This window comes from Kaistella faecalis (assembly GCF_019195395.1).
GTDB lineage: Bacteria > Bacteroidota > Bacteroidia > Flavobacteriales > Weeksellaceae > Kaistella > Kaistella faecalis.
Genome location: NZ_CP078067.1, coordinates 2,374,277 through 2,390,280, shown reverse-complemented (window position 1 = coordinate 2,390,280; position 16,004 = coordinate 2,374,277). Strand labels below are relative to the sequence as shown.

Here is a 16,004-nt window from a genome sequence, read left to right as displayed (position 1 = left end):
AAAACGCCTCCGGTTGCGGAGACGTTATTTATTAAGATTTAGAAAGGATTAGTTACCACCTTCCATTTTCTTTTTCAATTCTGCTAATACATCTAAATCACCTAGAGTTGATTTTTCTTCGTTGCTTGAAGAACCCATCGGTTTGTTAGATGAAGAAGATTCTCTCACGTTTTTCTTTTCCTCATCTCTGAAGATTCCTGTGTGAGATACTACTACTCTCTTGAATTCTTTGTTGAATTCGATTACTTTGAACTGTGCATCTTCGCCTTTCTTGATTTTAGAACCGTCTTCTTTTTCTAATAATCTTGATGGGCAGAAAGCTTCAACTTCAGCGTCTTCGAACTGAACCTGTGCTCCTTTATCGAAAACTTCAGTAGCTTTTCCTGCGTGTACAGTACCTTCAGCATATTTAGTTTCGAATTTATCCCAAGGATTTTCAAGAAGTTGTTTGTGACCTAAAGAAAGTCTTCTTGCAGCAGTATCCAATTCTAGAACGATTACGTCTAATTTATCGCCAACCGCACAGAATTCTGATGGGTGCTTGATTTTCTTAGTCCAAGAAAGATCAGAGATGTAGATCAAGCCGTCGATACCTTCTTCCAATTCTACAAACACACCGAAATTAGTAAAGTTTCTTACTGTTCCAACGTGCTTAGAACCTACAGGATATTTAGTTTCGATATTTGACCAAGGATCCTGGCTAAGCTGTTTCATCCCTAAAGAGATTTTTCTGTCTTCTCTGTCAAGTGTTAAAACTTCTGCTTCTACCTCGTCACCTACTTTTACGAAATCTCCTGCACTTCTTAAATGAGTAGACCAAGACATTTCAGAAACGTGAATTAATCCTTCTACACCTGGAGCAACCTCAACGAATGCACCATAATCAGCAAGAACTACTACTTTTCCTTTTACTCTGTCTCCTACTTTCATATCAGCAGAAAGAGCATCCCAAGGATGAGCTTCCAATTGCTTCATACCTAACTGGATTCTTGTTTTCTCGTCATCGAAATCAAGGATTACCACTTTTACAGTTTCGCCGTCTGAAAGGATTTCCGATGGGTGGTTAACTCTAGACCAGGAAAGGTCGGTAATATGGATTAATCCATCAACACCACCTAAGTCTACGAATACCCCGTAAGAAGTAATATTTTTAACAGTTCCTTCAAGAACCTGTCCTTTTTCTAACTGACCGATGATTTCTCTCTTCTGACCTTCAAGATCTGCTTCGATAAGCGCTTTGTGAGATACAACAACGTTTTTGAATTCAGGGTTGATTTTCACAACTTTGAATTCCATTGTTTTACCTACGAACTGATCGTAATCTTTAATAGGCTTAACATCGATTTGAGAACCTGGTAAGAATGCTTCAATACCGTGAACGTCTACGATCATACCACCTTTAGTTCTTGATTTAACGAAACCGTTAACGATTTCTCCAGTTTCGTGAAGTTCGTTTACTCTGTCCCAAGCCTTAAGTGTTCTTGCTTTTTTATGAGAAAGCTGTAACTGTCCAGATTTGTCTTCTCTTCTGTCCACCATTACTTCCACTTCATCACCTACAGCAAGACCTTGGTTGTAACGGAATTCGTTTAGAGAAATAACCCCTTCAGATTTGAAGTTGATGTCAACAATCGCTTCTTTGTCGGTAAGTCTTACAACTTTTCCTACAAGTACGTCGTTATCCTGAAGGTTGTTAAGAGAGCCATTGTAGATTTCCTCTAAATCGCTTTTCTCTTTTCTTGCATCAGCATCTAATCCTGATTCGAAAGAATCCCAATCAAACTGTTCTGGTGCTACGTTTTGGTTCAATAAAACCTCTGCTGAATTTGTCTCTTTTGACATTTTCTAAAAATTTTGTATTCCTTCTTTTTCACTGCTTGGCTAAATGTGGTTCGTGAAAAATACGGAAGATGTTAGTTTTGAATATTTTAACTCAGCCAAATGCTCCCACAAAAAGTGGTGCAAAATTAAGAAATTATTTGATAATCACAATACTTACAGCGACTAAAATTGATAATATTAGGTCTGCATTTTTTAACAATGCGCAATTCTTTTACCTTTGCAAAATGAATTTAGAATCAATCTATCAAAAACTGCAGATTCAGGATATGAATCAAATGCAGAAATCTACCTATACCGCGACTGAAAACGAGAACGATGTTATCCTCCTGTCTCCCACTGGATCAGGGAAAACATTGGCTTTCCTCTTTCCCGTTCTTAGAAATCTACGCAGCGATGTGTCCGGAATTCAGGCCATGATTTTAGTTCCCGCCCGGGAGCTTGCTTTGCAGATTGAGCAGGTTTTTAAAGCTATGGGAACCGATTTTAAAATCTCCATTTGCTACGGCGGACACGATAAAAAGATTGAAATCAATAATTTCAGAGAAGCACCTGCCCTATTAATTGGCACGCCGGGAAGAATTGCTTACCATTTAAGGAATAATAATTTCGATTCCTCCACCATTAAAACTTTGGTTTTAGACGAATTCGACAAAGCGCTTGAACTGGGCTTTGAAGAAGACATGAATTTCATTATTGAGCAATTAGAAAACTGCTCGCAGCGAATCCTCACTTCCGCCACCGCGATGGATAAAATCCCATATTTTGTCGGATTACAGAATGAAAAAATAATTAATTTCCTCAACATTCACGATTCCAAACCGGATATCCAGCTGAAAAAAGTGATGACAACTTCTGAAGAAAAGCTAGATACTTTATTTCACCTAATCTGTAAAATCGGAAACAAAAGAACACTGATATTCTGTAATCACCGTGACGCTGTGGACCGGATTTCCGAACTTCTAAGAGAAAAAGGTATCGACCGCGAAACCTTCCACGGTGGAATGGAACAGGACGAAAGAGAACGCTCGCTGCTGAAATTCAGAAATGACTCCGCAAGAATTTTGATCACTACCGATTTAGCTTCCCGAGGACTGGATGTTCCGGAAGTTGAATCCATTGTTCATTACCAGTTACCGCCAAAAGAAGATGCTTTTATCCACAGAAACGGCCGAACCGCAAGAATGAATGCGAAAGGTTTTGCCTATTTAATAATGACTGAGGATGAAAACTTCCCTTTTATCAAAAATAATACGCCAGAAGAAAACGTTTCAGAAAGCAACAGAGTTCCGGGAAAGACACCTTTCCAGACCGTTTACATCAGCGCCGGAAAAAAAGACAAGGTCAACAAAGTGGATATCGTAGGTTATCTCATCAAAAAAGGAGAACTTGAAAAAGGCGATATCGGCTTGATTGAAGTAAAAGACACGACGTCTTACGTTGCAGTTGACCGTAAAAAAGTAAAAGATTTACTGAAAAAATTGGCAAACGAAAAGTTAAAGGGCAAAAAAGTAAAAATGGAAGTCGCATATTAACATTCTATCGCGAAAATTTTTAACTTTACACGAGACATTTCCTTTTCTTATGAAACTCAACTTACCTGACAAACTTTATTATTCAATTGGCGAAGTAGCCAAAGCTTTCAATGTAAACGCTTCATTGATAAGATATTGGGAGCAGGAATTTCCCATCATCAAACCTAAAAAGAACAAAAAAGGAAACCGTTATTTTACTCCTGAAGACCTGAAAAACCTCCAGATTATTTATCATTTGGTTAAGGAAAAAGGTTACACGCTGGACGGCGCCAGGATAGCGCTCACAACCAATTCAAAAATTTCCGAGACGATCAGCATGATCGACCGACTGGAGTTTGTTAAAGCAGAACTTCAGAAACTCAAAGACTCGCTGGTTGACAAACCTGTAGAATAAAAAAGGGTGATTTCCTCATCTATTAAATAGTGATTTCATTATAACAGATAGGTGTTTTTCCCATCATTAAAGGGGTGTTTTCATCGTTCCAAAAGGGTGTTTTCGCTGTAACTCTTTGGTAATATTCATTTTATGTTTGCATAAAAGAATCTACCATGCGTTTACCTCTACAAATTTCGGCAGCAAAAAATTATTTTTTCGGCCTGGCCACCTCCGGTGCAATAATGATGGGTGGGCTATTTTATTTCAATCCGGATGATCAAGATCCTGATGTTCCGAATTCTTTGGAAACTGTAAAATATTCAGAACCCGAGAAGAGGATCCTTAATGAGTTCGATCCAAATGCGTTAACAGATAATGAATGGAAAAATTTAGGATTCTCAGAAAGACAGGTCGCTACAATCCTGAAATACAAAAATGTTGTGGGCGGCAAATTCACGTCAAAAGAACAACTGAAAAAATGTTACTCTATTTCTGAGGAAAAATTTGCGGAACTTGAACCCTATATTTTACTTCCCGAAAAATCTTCTTCAACCTCATATAGAGGGTTTAAAAGTTATCCTTCGCAAAATGGAGGTAATTACCAATACAAAACTTTTGAGAAAAAGACGCTGAAAATTCCCGGGAAATTTAATCCCGATCACTTTAGTACATACGATTTTGTGAAAATGGGTTTCACGGAGAATCAGGCTAATTCTATTATTAAATACAGAAATTATCTTGGCGGTAGTTTCATCAGTAAAGAAAAATTTAAAGACTGCTTTATCATCAGCGAAGAAAATTACCGGAAAATGGAACCTTATCTTTTGCTTCCCCAGAAAACACCGGAAAACTTTGAGGTGAAAAACAGTTATGCCACAAAAAAAGCTGACAAGCCGAATTTTTCTTATGAAAGTTTTGATCCTAATCTAACGGACCTTGAGGGCTGGAGAAAACTTGGATTCTCCGAAAAACAGGCGCAGGTCATCATCAATTACAGAGACCGAAACTTGAAAGGCAGTTTTAAAAATCTTGAAGACATTGCAAGATGCTTTGTAATTTCAGAAGAAAAATTTGAAGAAATGAAACCTTTCATCGTATTAAATCCTGAAAATTTTAAAACGACATCGACGTTTAAGAATTCAAATTCTGTAGCTGCCAAAACTGCTGATCCGGATATAAAAACAGACTTTTCGAAAATCGATGTTAACCAGATTACGTTTAACCAGCTTCTGGAATTTGGTTTTGATGAAAAAAGTGCCGCCATGATGCTGAGCTACCGCAAAAAGCTCGGTGGATTTGCTAACAGACAACAGATTGTTGACACTTATGATATTGATAAGAATCTAGCCCAAAAACTCATTGAAACTGCCCATCTAGATGTTTCTAAAATAGCCAAGTACACTTTGGCTGATGCGCCGGAAGAATGGCTGAAAACTCATCCGTATTTCAAATATTCTGCGGATAAAATTATTTACCACAGAATTACTGTTCGCGATGACAAAAAGATTTGGAAACTTCTGAAGACAAAACCGGAATACGAAGCAAGAATGAGATTGTACCTAAGATAGTTCGCAAAGAATTACAAAAAAACTCCTCAAAAATAATGAGGAGTTTTAATATAACTTATTGATAATATTATTGTTTGATGAATTTCAAAGTGAACTCATCAATTTTCAAAAGGTATACACCAGATTTCAAATCTCCAACATCCAGAGCGTTGGTGTTTTTGAATGGCTGATTTTTCACTTTCAAAAGTTTTCCAGATAAATCTATCACCGAAATCTGCTTCACGTTCTGAAGTTGACTTCCTTTAATATACAACGTGCTTCCAACAACAGGATTCGGGTAAACTGAATATGGTGCTAAACTATTGGCGTTCACAGAATTGGTGGCTAAACTTCCCAGATCTTCACAATAATCAGTCGGCTTAATTTGCCATTCAGACAGCGTAAAAGTTGAATTAGGCTGATTTACCGCTGCAGACCTGTATAGGGAAACATCCCCTAGCGTTTCATAATTATTAAGATTTGAGGTACCAATTGCATCTACTGTGGTAGAAGCGTATCTAAGTTCGAGATATTGACTTCCGGAGTAAGTTAGCTGGGGAGCAGCAGTTACAAATCTTGCCTCCTCATTAGTAATACAGCTGAAATTAGCGTTAGGATTCAGTACCACAAAGGTTTCGTTATCCTGCACCATTCCTTCCAGTTCATAAGGATCAGGAAAATAGTAGTTACCTGCGCTACTGTTATAAAACTGAACGCTAAGCCTGTATTTATTTAAATTAACCGGATGACCGGTTTTATTGGTAATTTCTATCGCCTTATTATTTAAGTTTCCCTCCAGATATTTGGTAATCATTAAATCTTTAGCATAGATATCATTTGCCAGTGTTGTAACAGTAATCAGATTACTGTGCGGAGATTCCAGATACCCGTTATCATAAGCCTTTACTGTAAAATTATACGGCGCTGATGGCTCCAGATGATCAATTGTAATGCTTGTGTTTTTTGTAGTGGCAACTAAAACACTGTTCTGATATATCTTATAACCAAGCAAATCACTATCGGCCGGTGCTGACCATGATAAATTCACAAAATAAGCACTGGTTTGCTGAACATTTAAATTTACTGGTGCCTGAGGAGCGCTGCCATCTGGTGTCTGCGTCCAAATTACATTTACCCATTCGGGGTGATCAATAAACGGATTGCGGTTTTTCTGTATCGAGTAAACAGCATTATTTCTGTCGATTTCTTTCTGTGAAACCGGATCCTGGTTATGCCATTGCAGAAGCAGGTTAATATACCAGTTTTCAAAAGCTTTCTCCTCGGTACCATCAAGTGGGCTTCTGTCGTTTGCCGCTGAAGTACCGTTAAAATAATTAAACGAGCTTAACTTCCCTTCATATCTTACCGAAAAGTAAAGAAGGCTTCTTGCGACATCTCCTTTGAATTCATCAATCGGCTCATATACTCTTCCCGTATATCCCGATCCCGGCGTACCGTTATTGCTTATTTTGGATCCGTTTGTAAATGTGTAATGGTTTGTACTGCCTGCTTTACCATAAGGATAATTGCTCCGTAGCTGATTAATTCTTGCATCCGTAGGAATCACATAAAACATATCAGAATACATCGGGTAATTACTGTTGAATGTACTTTGGGGCATCATATGCTCTCTGTTCCATCCCTGCCCTTCAGCGTTTGCGGAGCCAATAATGTTAGCTGTCGTATATTCATAGGAATCAGGACCATCTGGTATTTCCGAATAAATATCCAGAAGGATGGTGGTATTACTTGCGGTGTGGTCGTAATAGCGGTCTAAATCGGTTTGATTATAAAATGCAGTTAAATCCCCATAGTGCCAATTGATGTTTTTAGCCGAGATAATTTCGTGCAGTTTTGTCTTAAGAGCGTAACCGCTGAGTGCGGAAGCTCCGTCATAATAGCCCGCAGGAATCTGAGCAAAACTTAAAACAGGTATAAAGGCAGACAGAAATAAAAGTCTTTTCATAGATATTATATTAAAGAGTGCTAATTTACGGATTTAACTTGCGTGAAATGAGGAATTAAAGGTAATTTAAAAAATATATTTTCAGACTAAATCATTTTAATTATCTTTGAAAACAAATACTATATATGAATACTGAGACTTTGCACAACCTTAATATGATTGCAGAAACTGCTAAGGAATTCGCAGAAAAAAATATCCGCCCGAACATTATGGACTGGGACGAAAGCCAGACTTTTCCGGTAGAACTTTTCCACAGAATGGGCGAAATGGGCTTTATGGGAATTGTGATTCCAGAAGAATATGGCGGTTCCGGAATGGGGTATCATGAATATGTAACTATTTTAGATGAAATCTCTCAGGTAGACCCTTCAATAGGTCTTTCGCTTGCAGCTCACAACTCACTTTGCACAAATCATATTTATGAATTCGGAAACGAAGAGCAGCGCCACAAATGGCTTCCGCAGCTTGCATCTGGTAAAGTAATCGGTGCATGGGGATTAACTGAACACAATACAGGATCCGATTCCGGCGGAATGAGTACCACCGCGGTTAAAGACGGTGACGAATGGGTTTTAAACGGTGCAAAAAACTTTATCACCCACGCTATCTCCGGAGATATTGCTGTAGTAATGACCAGAACCGGTGAGAAAGGTGCGAAAAATAATTCAACAGCATTTGTTTTAGAAAAAGGAATGCCCGGTTTTTCCTCAGGAAAAAAAGAAAATAAATTAGGAATGCGTGCTTCTGAAACCGCAGAATTAATTTTCGATAATGTGAGAGTTCCTGATGCAAACAGATTGGGCGAAGTTGGTTCAGGTTTTAAACAGGCCATGAAAATTTTAGATGGCGGAAGAATCTCGATTGCAGCACTGAGTTTAGGAATTGCACGTGGAGCTTACAAAGCCGCATTAAAATATTCACTGGAAAGACACCAGTTCGGGAAAGCGATTAACCAGTTTCAGGCAATTAATTTCATGCTCGCAGATATGGCGACAGAAATTGACGCTTCCGAACTGCTTATACAGCGTGCTGCAACGCTAAAAAACGCTAAAAAACCGATGACTAAAGAAGGAGCGATGGCAAAACTTTATTCATCTGAAGCCTGCGTAAGAATCGCAAATAACGGTGTGCAGATTTTTGGAGGTTATGGTTACACCAAAGATTTCCCGGCGGAGAAGTTTTACAGAGATGCAAAACTATGTACAATTGGCGAAGGAACTTCAGAAATTCAGAAATTGGTAATCGGAAGAGAAATTTCTAAATAATTATCAGGTACAAAATTTTAAAAAGCATCCGTTTTGGATGCTTTTTTCTTTGAAGACTCGCGCGACCCCAAATTCCGTAAGAGTTTTGAAATTTTAATTTTTATATTTGTTCAAATTAAACAGTAATGAATAAAATCGATGCACTGAACCAGGTTGCAGAATTTCACAAAACCTTTAATGCTCCTGTTTTAGATCAGCCGCAAATTCCTTCAAAGGAACGCTGTGAGTTAAGAATTTCTCTGCTGCAGGAAGAATTAAATGAGTTAAAAGAAGCCATTGCCGACAACAATATTGTAGAAATCGCTGACGCACTTTGTGATCTGCAGTATGTTTTGAGTGGTGCTGTTTTAGAATTCGGTTTAGGTGAAAAGTTTGTCGAACTGTTTAACGAAGTTCAGCGCTCTAACATGTCCAAAGCCTGTGCAAATCAGCAGGAAGCCGATGAAACTATTGCATTTTACCAGGCTAAAGGCGAAGAAGCATTCTCAGAAGCATCTGGAGACAAAATCAATGTTCACCGGAAATCTGATTATAAAGTACTTAAAAACAAATACTACTCTCCCGCCAATCTTAAATCCATTTTAGAACAGAATTAAAGCCTTTGAATCAAAATTCCTAATTTCATTATGAATAAATTAACCAAAACCATATTCCTTTCCGCTGCATTTCTTTTGACAATGCAATCCTGCGAAGCGCAGAAAATAGTTGTAAACCGCGAAGTTGAAACGACCAATGACGGAAAAATGCTCCTTGGACATCAGACGAAAGATCAGCTCCTAAAATCGCCATACAGCGACTGGTACATAAAAGAGCACGACGAATACACCATTGACAAGAAAACGATAGAAGAACTTAAAAAAGAAAAGCTGAGCTCATACAATTTAATCGTAGCATTGGGAACATGGTGTGGCGACAGTCATCGTGAAGTTCCAAGATTAATGAAGATTCTGGAAAGCCTTAATTACCCCGAACAAAAACTTACACTTATTGCTGTAAACCGGAAAAAAGAAGCTCCGGGAGGCGAAGAAGGAATATATAACATTCAGCGCGTTCCTACTATTATTGTACAGAAATATGGCAAAGAAATTGGTAGAATCATCGAGAGTCCGGCTACAGGTTATCTGGAAAGAGATTTACTAGAAATCATACAGAAAGACAACACTTCACTTAAAGATTTATTAAAGTAATTGAAAACGAACCAAAAAATCCTGCCTTTTATATTAGGTGCAGCATTAGTGCTGTTCATCGTATTAATCTGGAACGCAGTTACAAAAAAAACGGAAGATAAAGTTCAGAACGATTTCTACATTATTACCAACCAGATCCGAAAAATGAATAAAATGGTAGTAATGGAGCAGGATTTCTCGAGCATGCAGAAAACCAAAATCACGTCAGAACTTCTTGGCGGGATGCTTCCCAATATCGAAAAAGAGCTTATCACCTTCACCAAAACAAATGCGCAGGTTACCTATGATCTGAACAAAATGAAACTGGAAGTTGATTCGGCTAACAAAAAACTCATCATCAAAGAACTTCCCAATGCTGAAATACGGATTATCCCCAGTGTTGAAATTCAGTCGATGGATGATTCTTTTATCGACCGTTTTACCCAGAAAGACCTGCAGAAAATTACAAAATCTGCAAAAGACAATGTTTATAAAACTGTGAACCAAAACCGCCTCCGCGATGAAGGCAGAAAACAGCTTCTGGAAAATCTTGATAATATATTTGTTTTGGCAAAGGCTTTGAATTATAAAATCGAAGACCAAACCGGTCAAATCGATACTTCAAAATTCTAAAAGCAAATATTATGGAAAAAGATAAAGCCAAAACAAAACAGGCAGAAATAAAAAAGCAAAATCAGGATCTTCCTAACATTCCCGCCTCTTCAGAAAAGATAACATCCGGAGAAACCGCAGAAAAGGAAATCAAGCACACCTCTAAACTCCATAAAGACGGTAAAACAGATAATAATGATAAAAGCGAAAATTAATTTTCGCTTTTATTTTTGCTTGTCTTAACTACTTTGTTAATAAAAGTTAAGCGCAGTTACAACGCTCTATATATTATGTTAAATAGTTTTAAAGTTTTTACACCAAACGTATTATGTCACAGTTTTTGATTCCAACATTTTACCAAATCACAACTATTAACATTAAAAATTTGAATTATGCCTTACACCATCGTGGGAATGTTCCCAACCAACGAAGCAGCCGACCAGGCATCAGACAGACTCGATAATGCCGGATTCGAAAAAGAAGATTACAAAGTCTCCCGCTACTCAACTACCGGAAATTACGATCCGGAATTCGGGTATGATTACGAAGAAGACGAAAAAACGAGTGGATTCTGGAACTGGCTTTTCAGTGATGATGATACCACCAAAAACAAATACAGTTATGCTGCAACCAAAAGCAATCTGGTAACGGTATATACCGATGATGCTGAACGTGCAGAGAAAGCCCGTGATATCATGAACGAACAGGGAGCCTTAGATGTAAATGATTTTACAAAAGACCGATATTCAGGAGAATCTGATTCTGCACATCATTTATCTTCCGATGAGCGCGCAAGAATCATCAATAAAGCGAAAAATAATCTTTATATGACAGATGACAACAGAAATTACAGTTTCCGAAACCGGGGCATGTCCAATGATATGGATTCTCTCGGGAGTCGCGACACTTTTTAAATACAACGTTTCATAATTTTGCAGTCCGGTTTCAACATTTGTTGGAGCCGGATTTTTTATGAGCAACAAATAATATCTTCTTTTATAAATCCCACCCGCTTTCCACTTCAATCTTTTTTTGCTGCGCAAAAAAAGGATTTCCGTTACAATCGGGGCTAGAATCCAATTTTAGTTTTTTTCCACAGTTCTTTTGTATACCGTCAAAAAACATTCAGAATTATAAAACCACAGAAATAAAAATTCACAGAAAATCCGTACTTTTGCATCTTAAATTTGTAGTTCACAATGGTAAAAATCACTCTTCCCGACGGAAGCATCAGAGAATTTGAAAGCGCAGTAAGCGCCTTGGAAGTAGCAAAATCAATCAGCGAAGGTTTGGCAAGAAACACCATTTCCGCTGTAGTAAACGGAAACCAGGTTGAAATTACCACGCCAATAACCACAGATTCTACCCTTCAGCTTCTCACCTGGAATGATGATTTGGGGAAAAAAGCATTCTGGCACTCCTCTGCTCACCTGTTGGCTCAGGCGATTATGGAATTTTACCCCAACGCAAAATTAACCATTGGCCCGGCAATCGACAGCGGATTTTATTACGATGTAGACTTCGGCGACGAAAGCCTTTCTGAAAAAGATTTCGAGAAAATCGAAAAGAAAATGCTCGAGAACGCAAAAAAAGATGCAACTTTCAGCCTCTATTCGGTCTCAAAAGCCGACGCTTTGAAAGAATATGCTGACAATCCCTATAAAACCGAACTCATTACTAACCTGAATGATGGTGAGATTACTTTCTGTACTCACGATAATTTTACAGATTTATGCCGTGGTGGACATATTCCGGCGACCGGAATCGTAAAAGCAGTAAAGATCTTAAACGCTGCAGGTGCTTACTGGAGAGGCGATGAGAAAAACAAACAACTTACCAGAGTTTACGGAATTTCTTTCCCGAAACAGAAAGAATTAACCGAATATTTAGAAAGACTCGAAGAAGCAAAACGACGCGATCACAGAAAACTGGGGAAAGAACTAGGAATTTTTGCCTTCTCGGAAAAAGTGGGAGCCGGATTACCGCTTTGGTTACCAAAAGGAACCGCGCTCAGAAAAAAACTCGAAAACTTTTTATCGGAAGCACAGAAAAAATCTGGGTACGAATTCGTAATGACTCCTCATATCGGTGCGAAAGAACTATATGTGACTTCAGGACACTGGGATAAATATGGTGCCGACAGTTTTCAGCCCATCAAAACACCAAATGAAGGGGAAGAATTTATGTTAAAACCAATGAACTGCCCGCATCACTGCGAAATCTACAAAGTTGGGCAATGGTCTTACAAAGATCTGCCAAAGCGTTTTGCAGAATTCGGAACCGTTTACAGATACGAACAATCCGGGGAACTGCACGGTTTAACAAGAGTTCGCGGATTTACTCAGGACGATGCGCACCTTTTCTGTACTCCGGATCAGCTTTTGGCTGAATTCGAAAATGTAATTGATTTGACACTGTATGTTTTCAAATCTTTAGGATTTGAAGATTTTGTTACCCAGATTTCTTTACGAGATCCCGATAATAAAGAAAAATATATCGGTTCTGATGAGAACTGGAAAAAAGCTGAGGATGCCATCATTCAGGCAGCCGAGAAAAAAGGTCTTAAAACACGAGTTGAATATGGCGAAGCTGCATTCTACGGTCCTAAATTAGATTTCATGGTGAAAGATGCGCTGGGCAGAAGCTGGCAGTTGGGAACCATTCAGGTAGATTATAATTTACCTGAAAGATTTGATTTATGGTACACCGGAAGCGATAACGAAAAACACAGACCGGTGATGATTCACCGTGCACCGTTCGGTTCTATGGAAAGATTCATCGCCATCTTATTGGAAAACACAGCCGGAGATTTTCCGCTTTGGCTCGCTCCGCATCAGTTTACGATTTTGCCCATCAGTGAAAAATATGTGGATTATGCAAAAAAAGTTTCACAATTGCTGGAAAATCACGATATTTGCGGCTTGATTGACGACAGAAATGAGAAAACGGGCAAGAAAATCCGCGATGCTGAGTTGAAAAAACTACCATTCATGCTGGTTGTAGGTGAGAATGAGGAACTTAACAATACGATTTCTGTTAGAAGAAGAGGTGAAGGAGATTTAGGCGCAATGAGCATTGAGGATTTCATTTCTTACTTCAAAAAAGAATCAAAAATTTAAAATTAACTTTAAAATTTAACACCATAGCACAGAAATTCAATTACCGAGGTAGAGGCCCACAGCGGCGCGTACAGGAAGATTTGCACCAGATCAATGAAAAGATCCGTGCTAAAGAAGTACGTTTGGTCGGTGATAACGTAGAGCCGGGAGTTTATCCTTTAGCGAAAGCATTAGAAATTGCCAAAGACCAGGAACTGGATTTGGTGGTGATTTCCGACAAAGCTGAGCCCTATATTTCCAGGATTCTGGATTATAAAAAATTCCTTTACGAGCAGAAAAAAAAGACTAAAGAATTAAAGGCCAAGCAGGTTAAAGTTGTTGTAAAAGAGATCAGATTCGGTCCTCAGACTGATGATCACGATTACGAATTCAAGAAAAAACATGCTGAAAAATTTCTGGAGGAGGGATCTAAGCTGAAAACGTATGTTTTCTTCAAAGGCCGTTCGATCATCTTCAAGGATCAGGGAGAAATTCTTCTTTTAAAATTGGCTCAGGAACTAGAACATGTAGGAAAAGTTGATCAGCTGCCTAAATTAGAAGGTAAAAGAATGATTATGATGATGAGCCCGAAAAAACCGGCGAAATAGACATCAGCAGTTAAATCATTAACAAGATATTGATAACAAAAAGATAAAATTAAGCAAAAATGCCAAAATTAAAAACTAAATCAGGTGCTAAGAAGCGTTTTAAGCTTACCGGAACCGGTAAGATTAAAAGAAAAGGTGCTTTCAAAAGCCATATCTTGACGAAAAAAGAAACGAAGCAGAAGAGAAATCTTACGCAAACTTCTTACGTTGCTACTGTGGATGAGAAAAGCGTTCTTCGTCAATTAGCCATTAAGTAGTTTTTATAAATCAACCGGTTTATAAGAATTCAAAAAAATTCAGAAAATTTAACCCTGAAACGGAGCAAACAAGTGTAATGAAATAAATTACCGCCCTTTTCAAAAAAACAATGTAAATTATGCCAAGATCAGTAAATGCAGTAGCTTCCAGAGCTCGCAGAAAAAAAGTAATGAAGCAGGCTAAAGGTTTTTTCGGTAGAAGAAAAAATGTTTGGACTGTAGCTAAAAACGCCGTACAAAAAGCAATGCAATATGCTTACCGCGGCAGAAAAGAGAAGAAAAGAAATTTCAGAAGCCTTTGGATTACGCGTATCAACGCAGGTGCAAGAGAACACGGAATGTCTTACTCCCAATTTATGGGCGCTCTAAAAAGCAACAACATCGAACTGAACAGAAAAGTTTTAGCAGATTTAGCAATGAATCACCCTGAAGCTTTCAAAGCAGTTGTAGATCAAATCAAATAAATGTAAAATTTTTTGTTATCAATTATAAATCCCATACAAAATTGTATGGGATTTTTTATTAGTTTTGACCAACTTATAATAAAATGAAGAAGCTTTTTATCTTTTCAGCGTTATGTATTTCAATGCTCCATTCTGCGCAAACCTTTGTGCAGGTCTATCAGAACAGGATCAACCAGATTACTCAAACCAATATCAACAACTATCTTACTGAATTCGCAGCACTGGGAGTTAAAACGACAGGAAGCGTTAACAACAATAACACATTCCTTTGGCTAAAAAACAAATATCTTGCGTTTGGATATACAGACGCTCAGATTTCGGAGAATACTTTCAATTATAACGGCACTACAACCAAGAATCTTATTCTGACTAAAACCGGTACTAAATACCCAAATATTTTTGTGATTGTATGCGGACATTACGATACCATCGCCGGTCCGGGAGTTAATGATAACGGTAGCGGAACTTCAGTGATCCTTGAAATGGCGAGAATCCTAAAAGATGTTCCGACGGAATATTCTATCAAATTCATCAATTTTACAGGCGAAGAACAGGGACTTCGCGGAAGCCAGAACTATGTGAATACCGTTGTAAATGCCACCAATCCTAAAATGAATATTAAAGTTGTTTTCAATATTGATCAGGTTGGCGGCGTGGCAGGAGAGGTAAACAACACCATAACCTGTGAACGCGATACCAATAATAATCCCTCTACAAACAATGCAGCATCCAGCACAATTACCCAACAACTGATGAATTGTGTTTCGCTTTATTCTGCGCTACAGCCCAATTTGTCTTACGCTTACGGCTCAGATTACATGCCTTTCCAGTCAAATGGCGAAGTGATTACAGGTTTTTATGAATTTAATGAAAGTACCAGGCCGCATTCTCCCGGCGATACTTATGCGAATATGGATCCTGTATTCGTATTTAATGTTACCAAGGCTGCTTTGGGAGCTGTGCAGCATTTCGCGACTGCCGACATTACTACCCTTTCAGTAAATGACTGCCCGCCGGAAAGAATGCTGCAGTCTTTACGGATTTATCCGAACCCGGCATCAGATTTAATCCACATTGAAATGTTGAATACGAACCTAAAAAACTTTTCATTCAGCATCACTGACCCGTCAGGAAAACTTCTCATCCGATCTGAAAACTCAAAAAAAATTGATGTTTCTAAACTTTCCAACGGAATTTATTTCGGAACGATGACGGTTGAGGACCAGAAACTGACTAAGAAAATCGTCATTTCAAAATAGTTAAAGGCATAA

16 protein-coding genes are annotated in these 16,004 nt (G+C 38.3%); 14 read left to right on the top strand and 2 right to left on the bottom strand.

The features are described 5' to 3' along the window. Positions 1-48: 48 nt before the first annotated feature. Positions 49-1,842: a 30S ribosomal protein S1 gene (rpsA, locus tag KTV93_RS11245; RefSeq protein ID WP_218249063.1), complete on the bottom strand. Its 1,794-nt coding sequence runs from the start codon at positions 1,840-1,842 to the stop codon at positions 49-51. Between the two features lie 224 nt (positions 1,843-2,066). On the opposite strand from rpsA, the gene KTV93_RS11240 reads away from it, so the two are divergent. The 3 genes from KTV93_RS11240 (at position 2,067) to KTV93_RS11230 (ending at position 5,318) form a co-directional block, all read left to right on the top strand. After that, positions 2,067-3,374 carry a DEAD/DEAH box helicase gene (locus KTV93_RS11240; RefSeq protein WP_218249062.1) on the top strand — a complete coding sequence of 436 codons (1,308 nt, stop codon included), beginning with the start codon at positions 2,067-2,069 and terminating at the stop codon, positions 3,372-3,374. A gap of 49 nt (positions 3,375-3,423) precedes the next feature. Beyond that, a complete protein-coding gene (locus tag KTV93_RS11235) occupies positions 3,424-3,768 on the top strand; it encodes a MerR family transcriptional regulator (RefSeq protein ID WP_218249061.1) in 345 nt (114 codons plus the stop codon). Positions 3,769-3,923: 155 nt separating this feature from the next. Beyond that, complete coding sequence (locus tag KTV93_RS11230; RefSeq protein ID WP_218249060.1) at positions 3,924-5,318, top strand: helix-hairpin-helix domain-containing protein; 1,395 nt, start codon at positions 3,924-3,926, stop codon at positions 5,316-5,318. A 67-nt stretch (positions 5,319-5,385) separates the two neighbouring features. Here the strand turns inward: KTV93_RS11230 and KTV93_RS11225 are convergent, their stop codons facing one another. Then, positions 5,386-7,263 (bottom strand): endonuclease, encoded by a 1,878-nt coding sequence (locus tag KTV93_RS11225; RefSeq protein WP_218249059.1) that lies wholly within the window; start codon positions 7,261-7,263, stop codon positions 5,386-5,388. Positions 7,264-7,388: 125 nt separating this feature from the next. Here KTV93_RS11225 and KTV93_RS11220 point away from each other — a divergent pair, with 125 nt between their 5' ends. The 11 genes from KTV93_RS11220 to KTV93_RS11170 all read left to right on the top strand — a co-directional run bounded on the left by KTV93_RS11220 (position 7,389) and on the right by KTV93_RS11170 (position 15,992). Then, positions 7,389-8,528 carry an acyl-CoA dehydrogenase family protein gene (locus tag KTV93_RS11220; RefSeq protein WP_218249058.1) on the top strand — a complete coding sequence of 380 codons (1,140 nt, stop codon included), beginning with the start codon at positions 7,389-7,391 and terminating at the stop codon, positions 8,526-8,528. A gap of 125 nt (positions 8,529-8,653) precedes the next feature. After that, a complete protein-coding gene (locus KTV93_RS11215; RefSeq protein ID WP_218249057.1) occupies positions 8,654-9,124 on the top strand; it encodes a pyrophosphohydrolase domain-containing protein in 471 nt (156 codons plus the stop codon). 30 nt (positions 9,125-9,154) lie between these two features. Continuing rightward, entirely contained in the window at positions 9,155-9,715 is a 561-nt protein-coding gene (locus tag KTV93_RS11210) for a thioredoxin family protein (protein WP_218249056.1), read from the top strand. Continuing rightward, positions 9,716-10,327, top strand: coding sequence for a DUF4230 domain-containing protein (locus KTV93_RS11205; RefSeq protein WP_218249055.1), 612 nt, complete (start codon positions 9,716-9,718; stop codon positions 10,325-10,327). Between the two features lie 11 nt (positions 10,328-10,338). Beyond that, entirely contained in the window at positions 10,339-10,521 is a 183-nt protein-coding gene (locus KTV93_RS11200; RefSeq protein ID WP_218249054.1) for a hypothetical protein, read from the top strand. 177 nt (positions 10,522-10,698) lie between these two features. Continuing rightward, positions 10,699-11,220 carry a hypothetical protein gene (locus tag KTV93_RS11195; protein WP_218249053.1) on the top strand — a complete coding sequence of 174 codons (522 nt, stop codon included), beginning with the start codon at positions 10,699-10,701 and terminating at the stop codon, positions 11,218-11,220. Positions 11,221-11,505: 285 nt separating this feature from the next. Beyond that, positions 11,506-13,425 (top strand): threonine--tRNA ligase, encoded by a 1,920-nt coding sequence (thrS, locus tag KTV93_RS11190; protein ID WP_218249052.1) that lies wholly within the window; start codon positions 11,506-11,508, stop codon positions 13,423-13,425. Positions 13,426-13,505: 80 nt separating this feature from the next. Continuing rightward, positions 13,506-14,012 carry a translation initiation factor IF-3 gene (gene infC, locus KTV93_RS11185; protein WP_218249051.1) on the top strand — a complete coding sequence of 169 codons (507 nt, stop codon included), beginning with the start codon at positions 13,506-13,508 and terminating at the stop codon, positions 14,010-14,012. Between the two features lie 59 nt (positions 14,013-14,071). Next, complete coding sequence (rpmI, locus tag KTV93_RS11180) at positions 14,072-14,269, top strand: 50S ribosomal protein L35 (protein WP_088358204.1); 198 nt, start codon at positions 14,072-14,074, stop codon at positions 14,267-14,269. 119 nt (positions 14,270-14,388) lie between these two features. After that, positions 14,389-14,733, top strand: coding sequence for a 50S ribosomal protein L20 (gene rplT / locus KTV93_RS11175; RefSeq protein WP_088358205.1), 345 nt, complete (start codon positions 14,389-14,391; stop codon positions 14,731-14,733). Between the two features lie 83 nt (positions 14,734-14,816). After that, positions 14,817-15,992, top strand: a complete 1,176-nt coding sequence (locus tag KTV93_RS11170) for a M28 family peptidase (RefSeq protein ID WP_218249050.1) — start codon at positions 14,817-14,819, stop codon at positions 15,990-15,992. Positions 15,993-16,004: the final 12 nt, after the last annotated feature.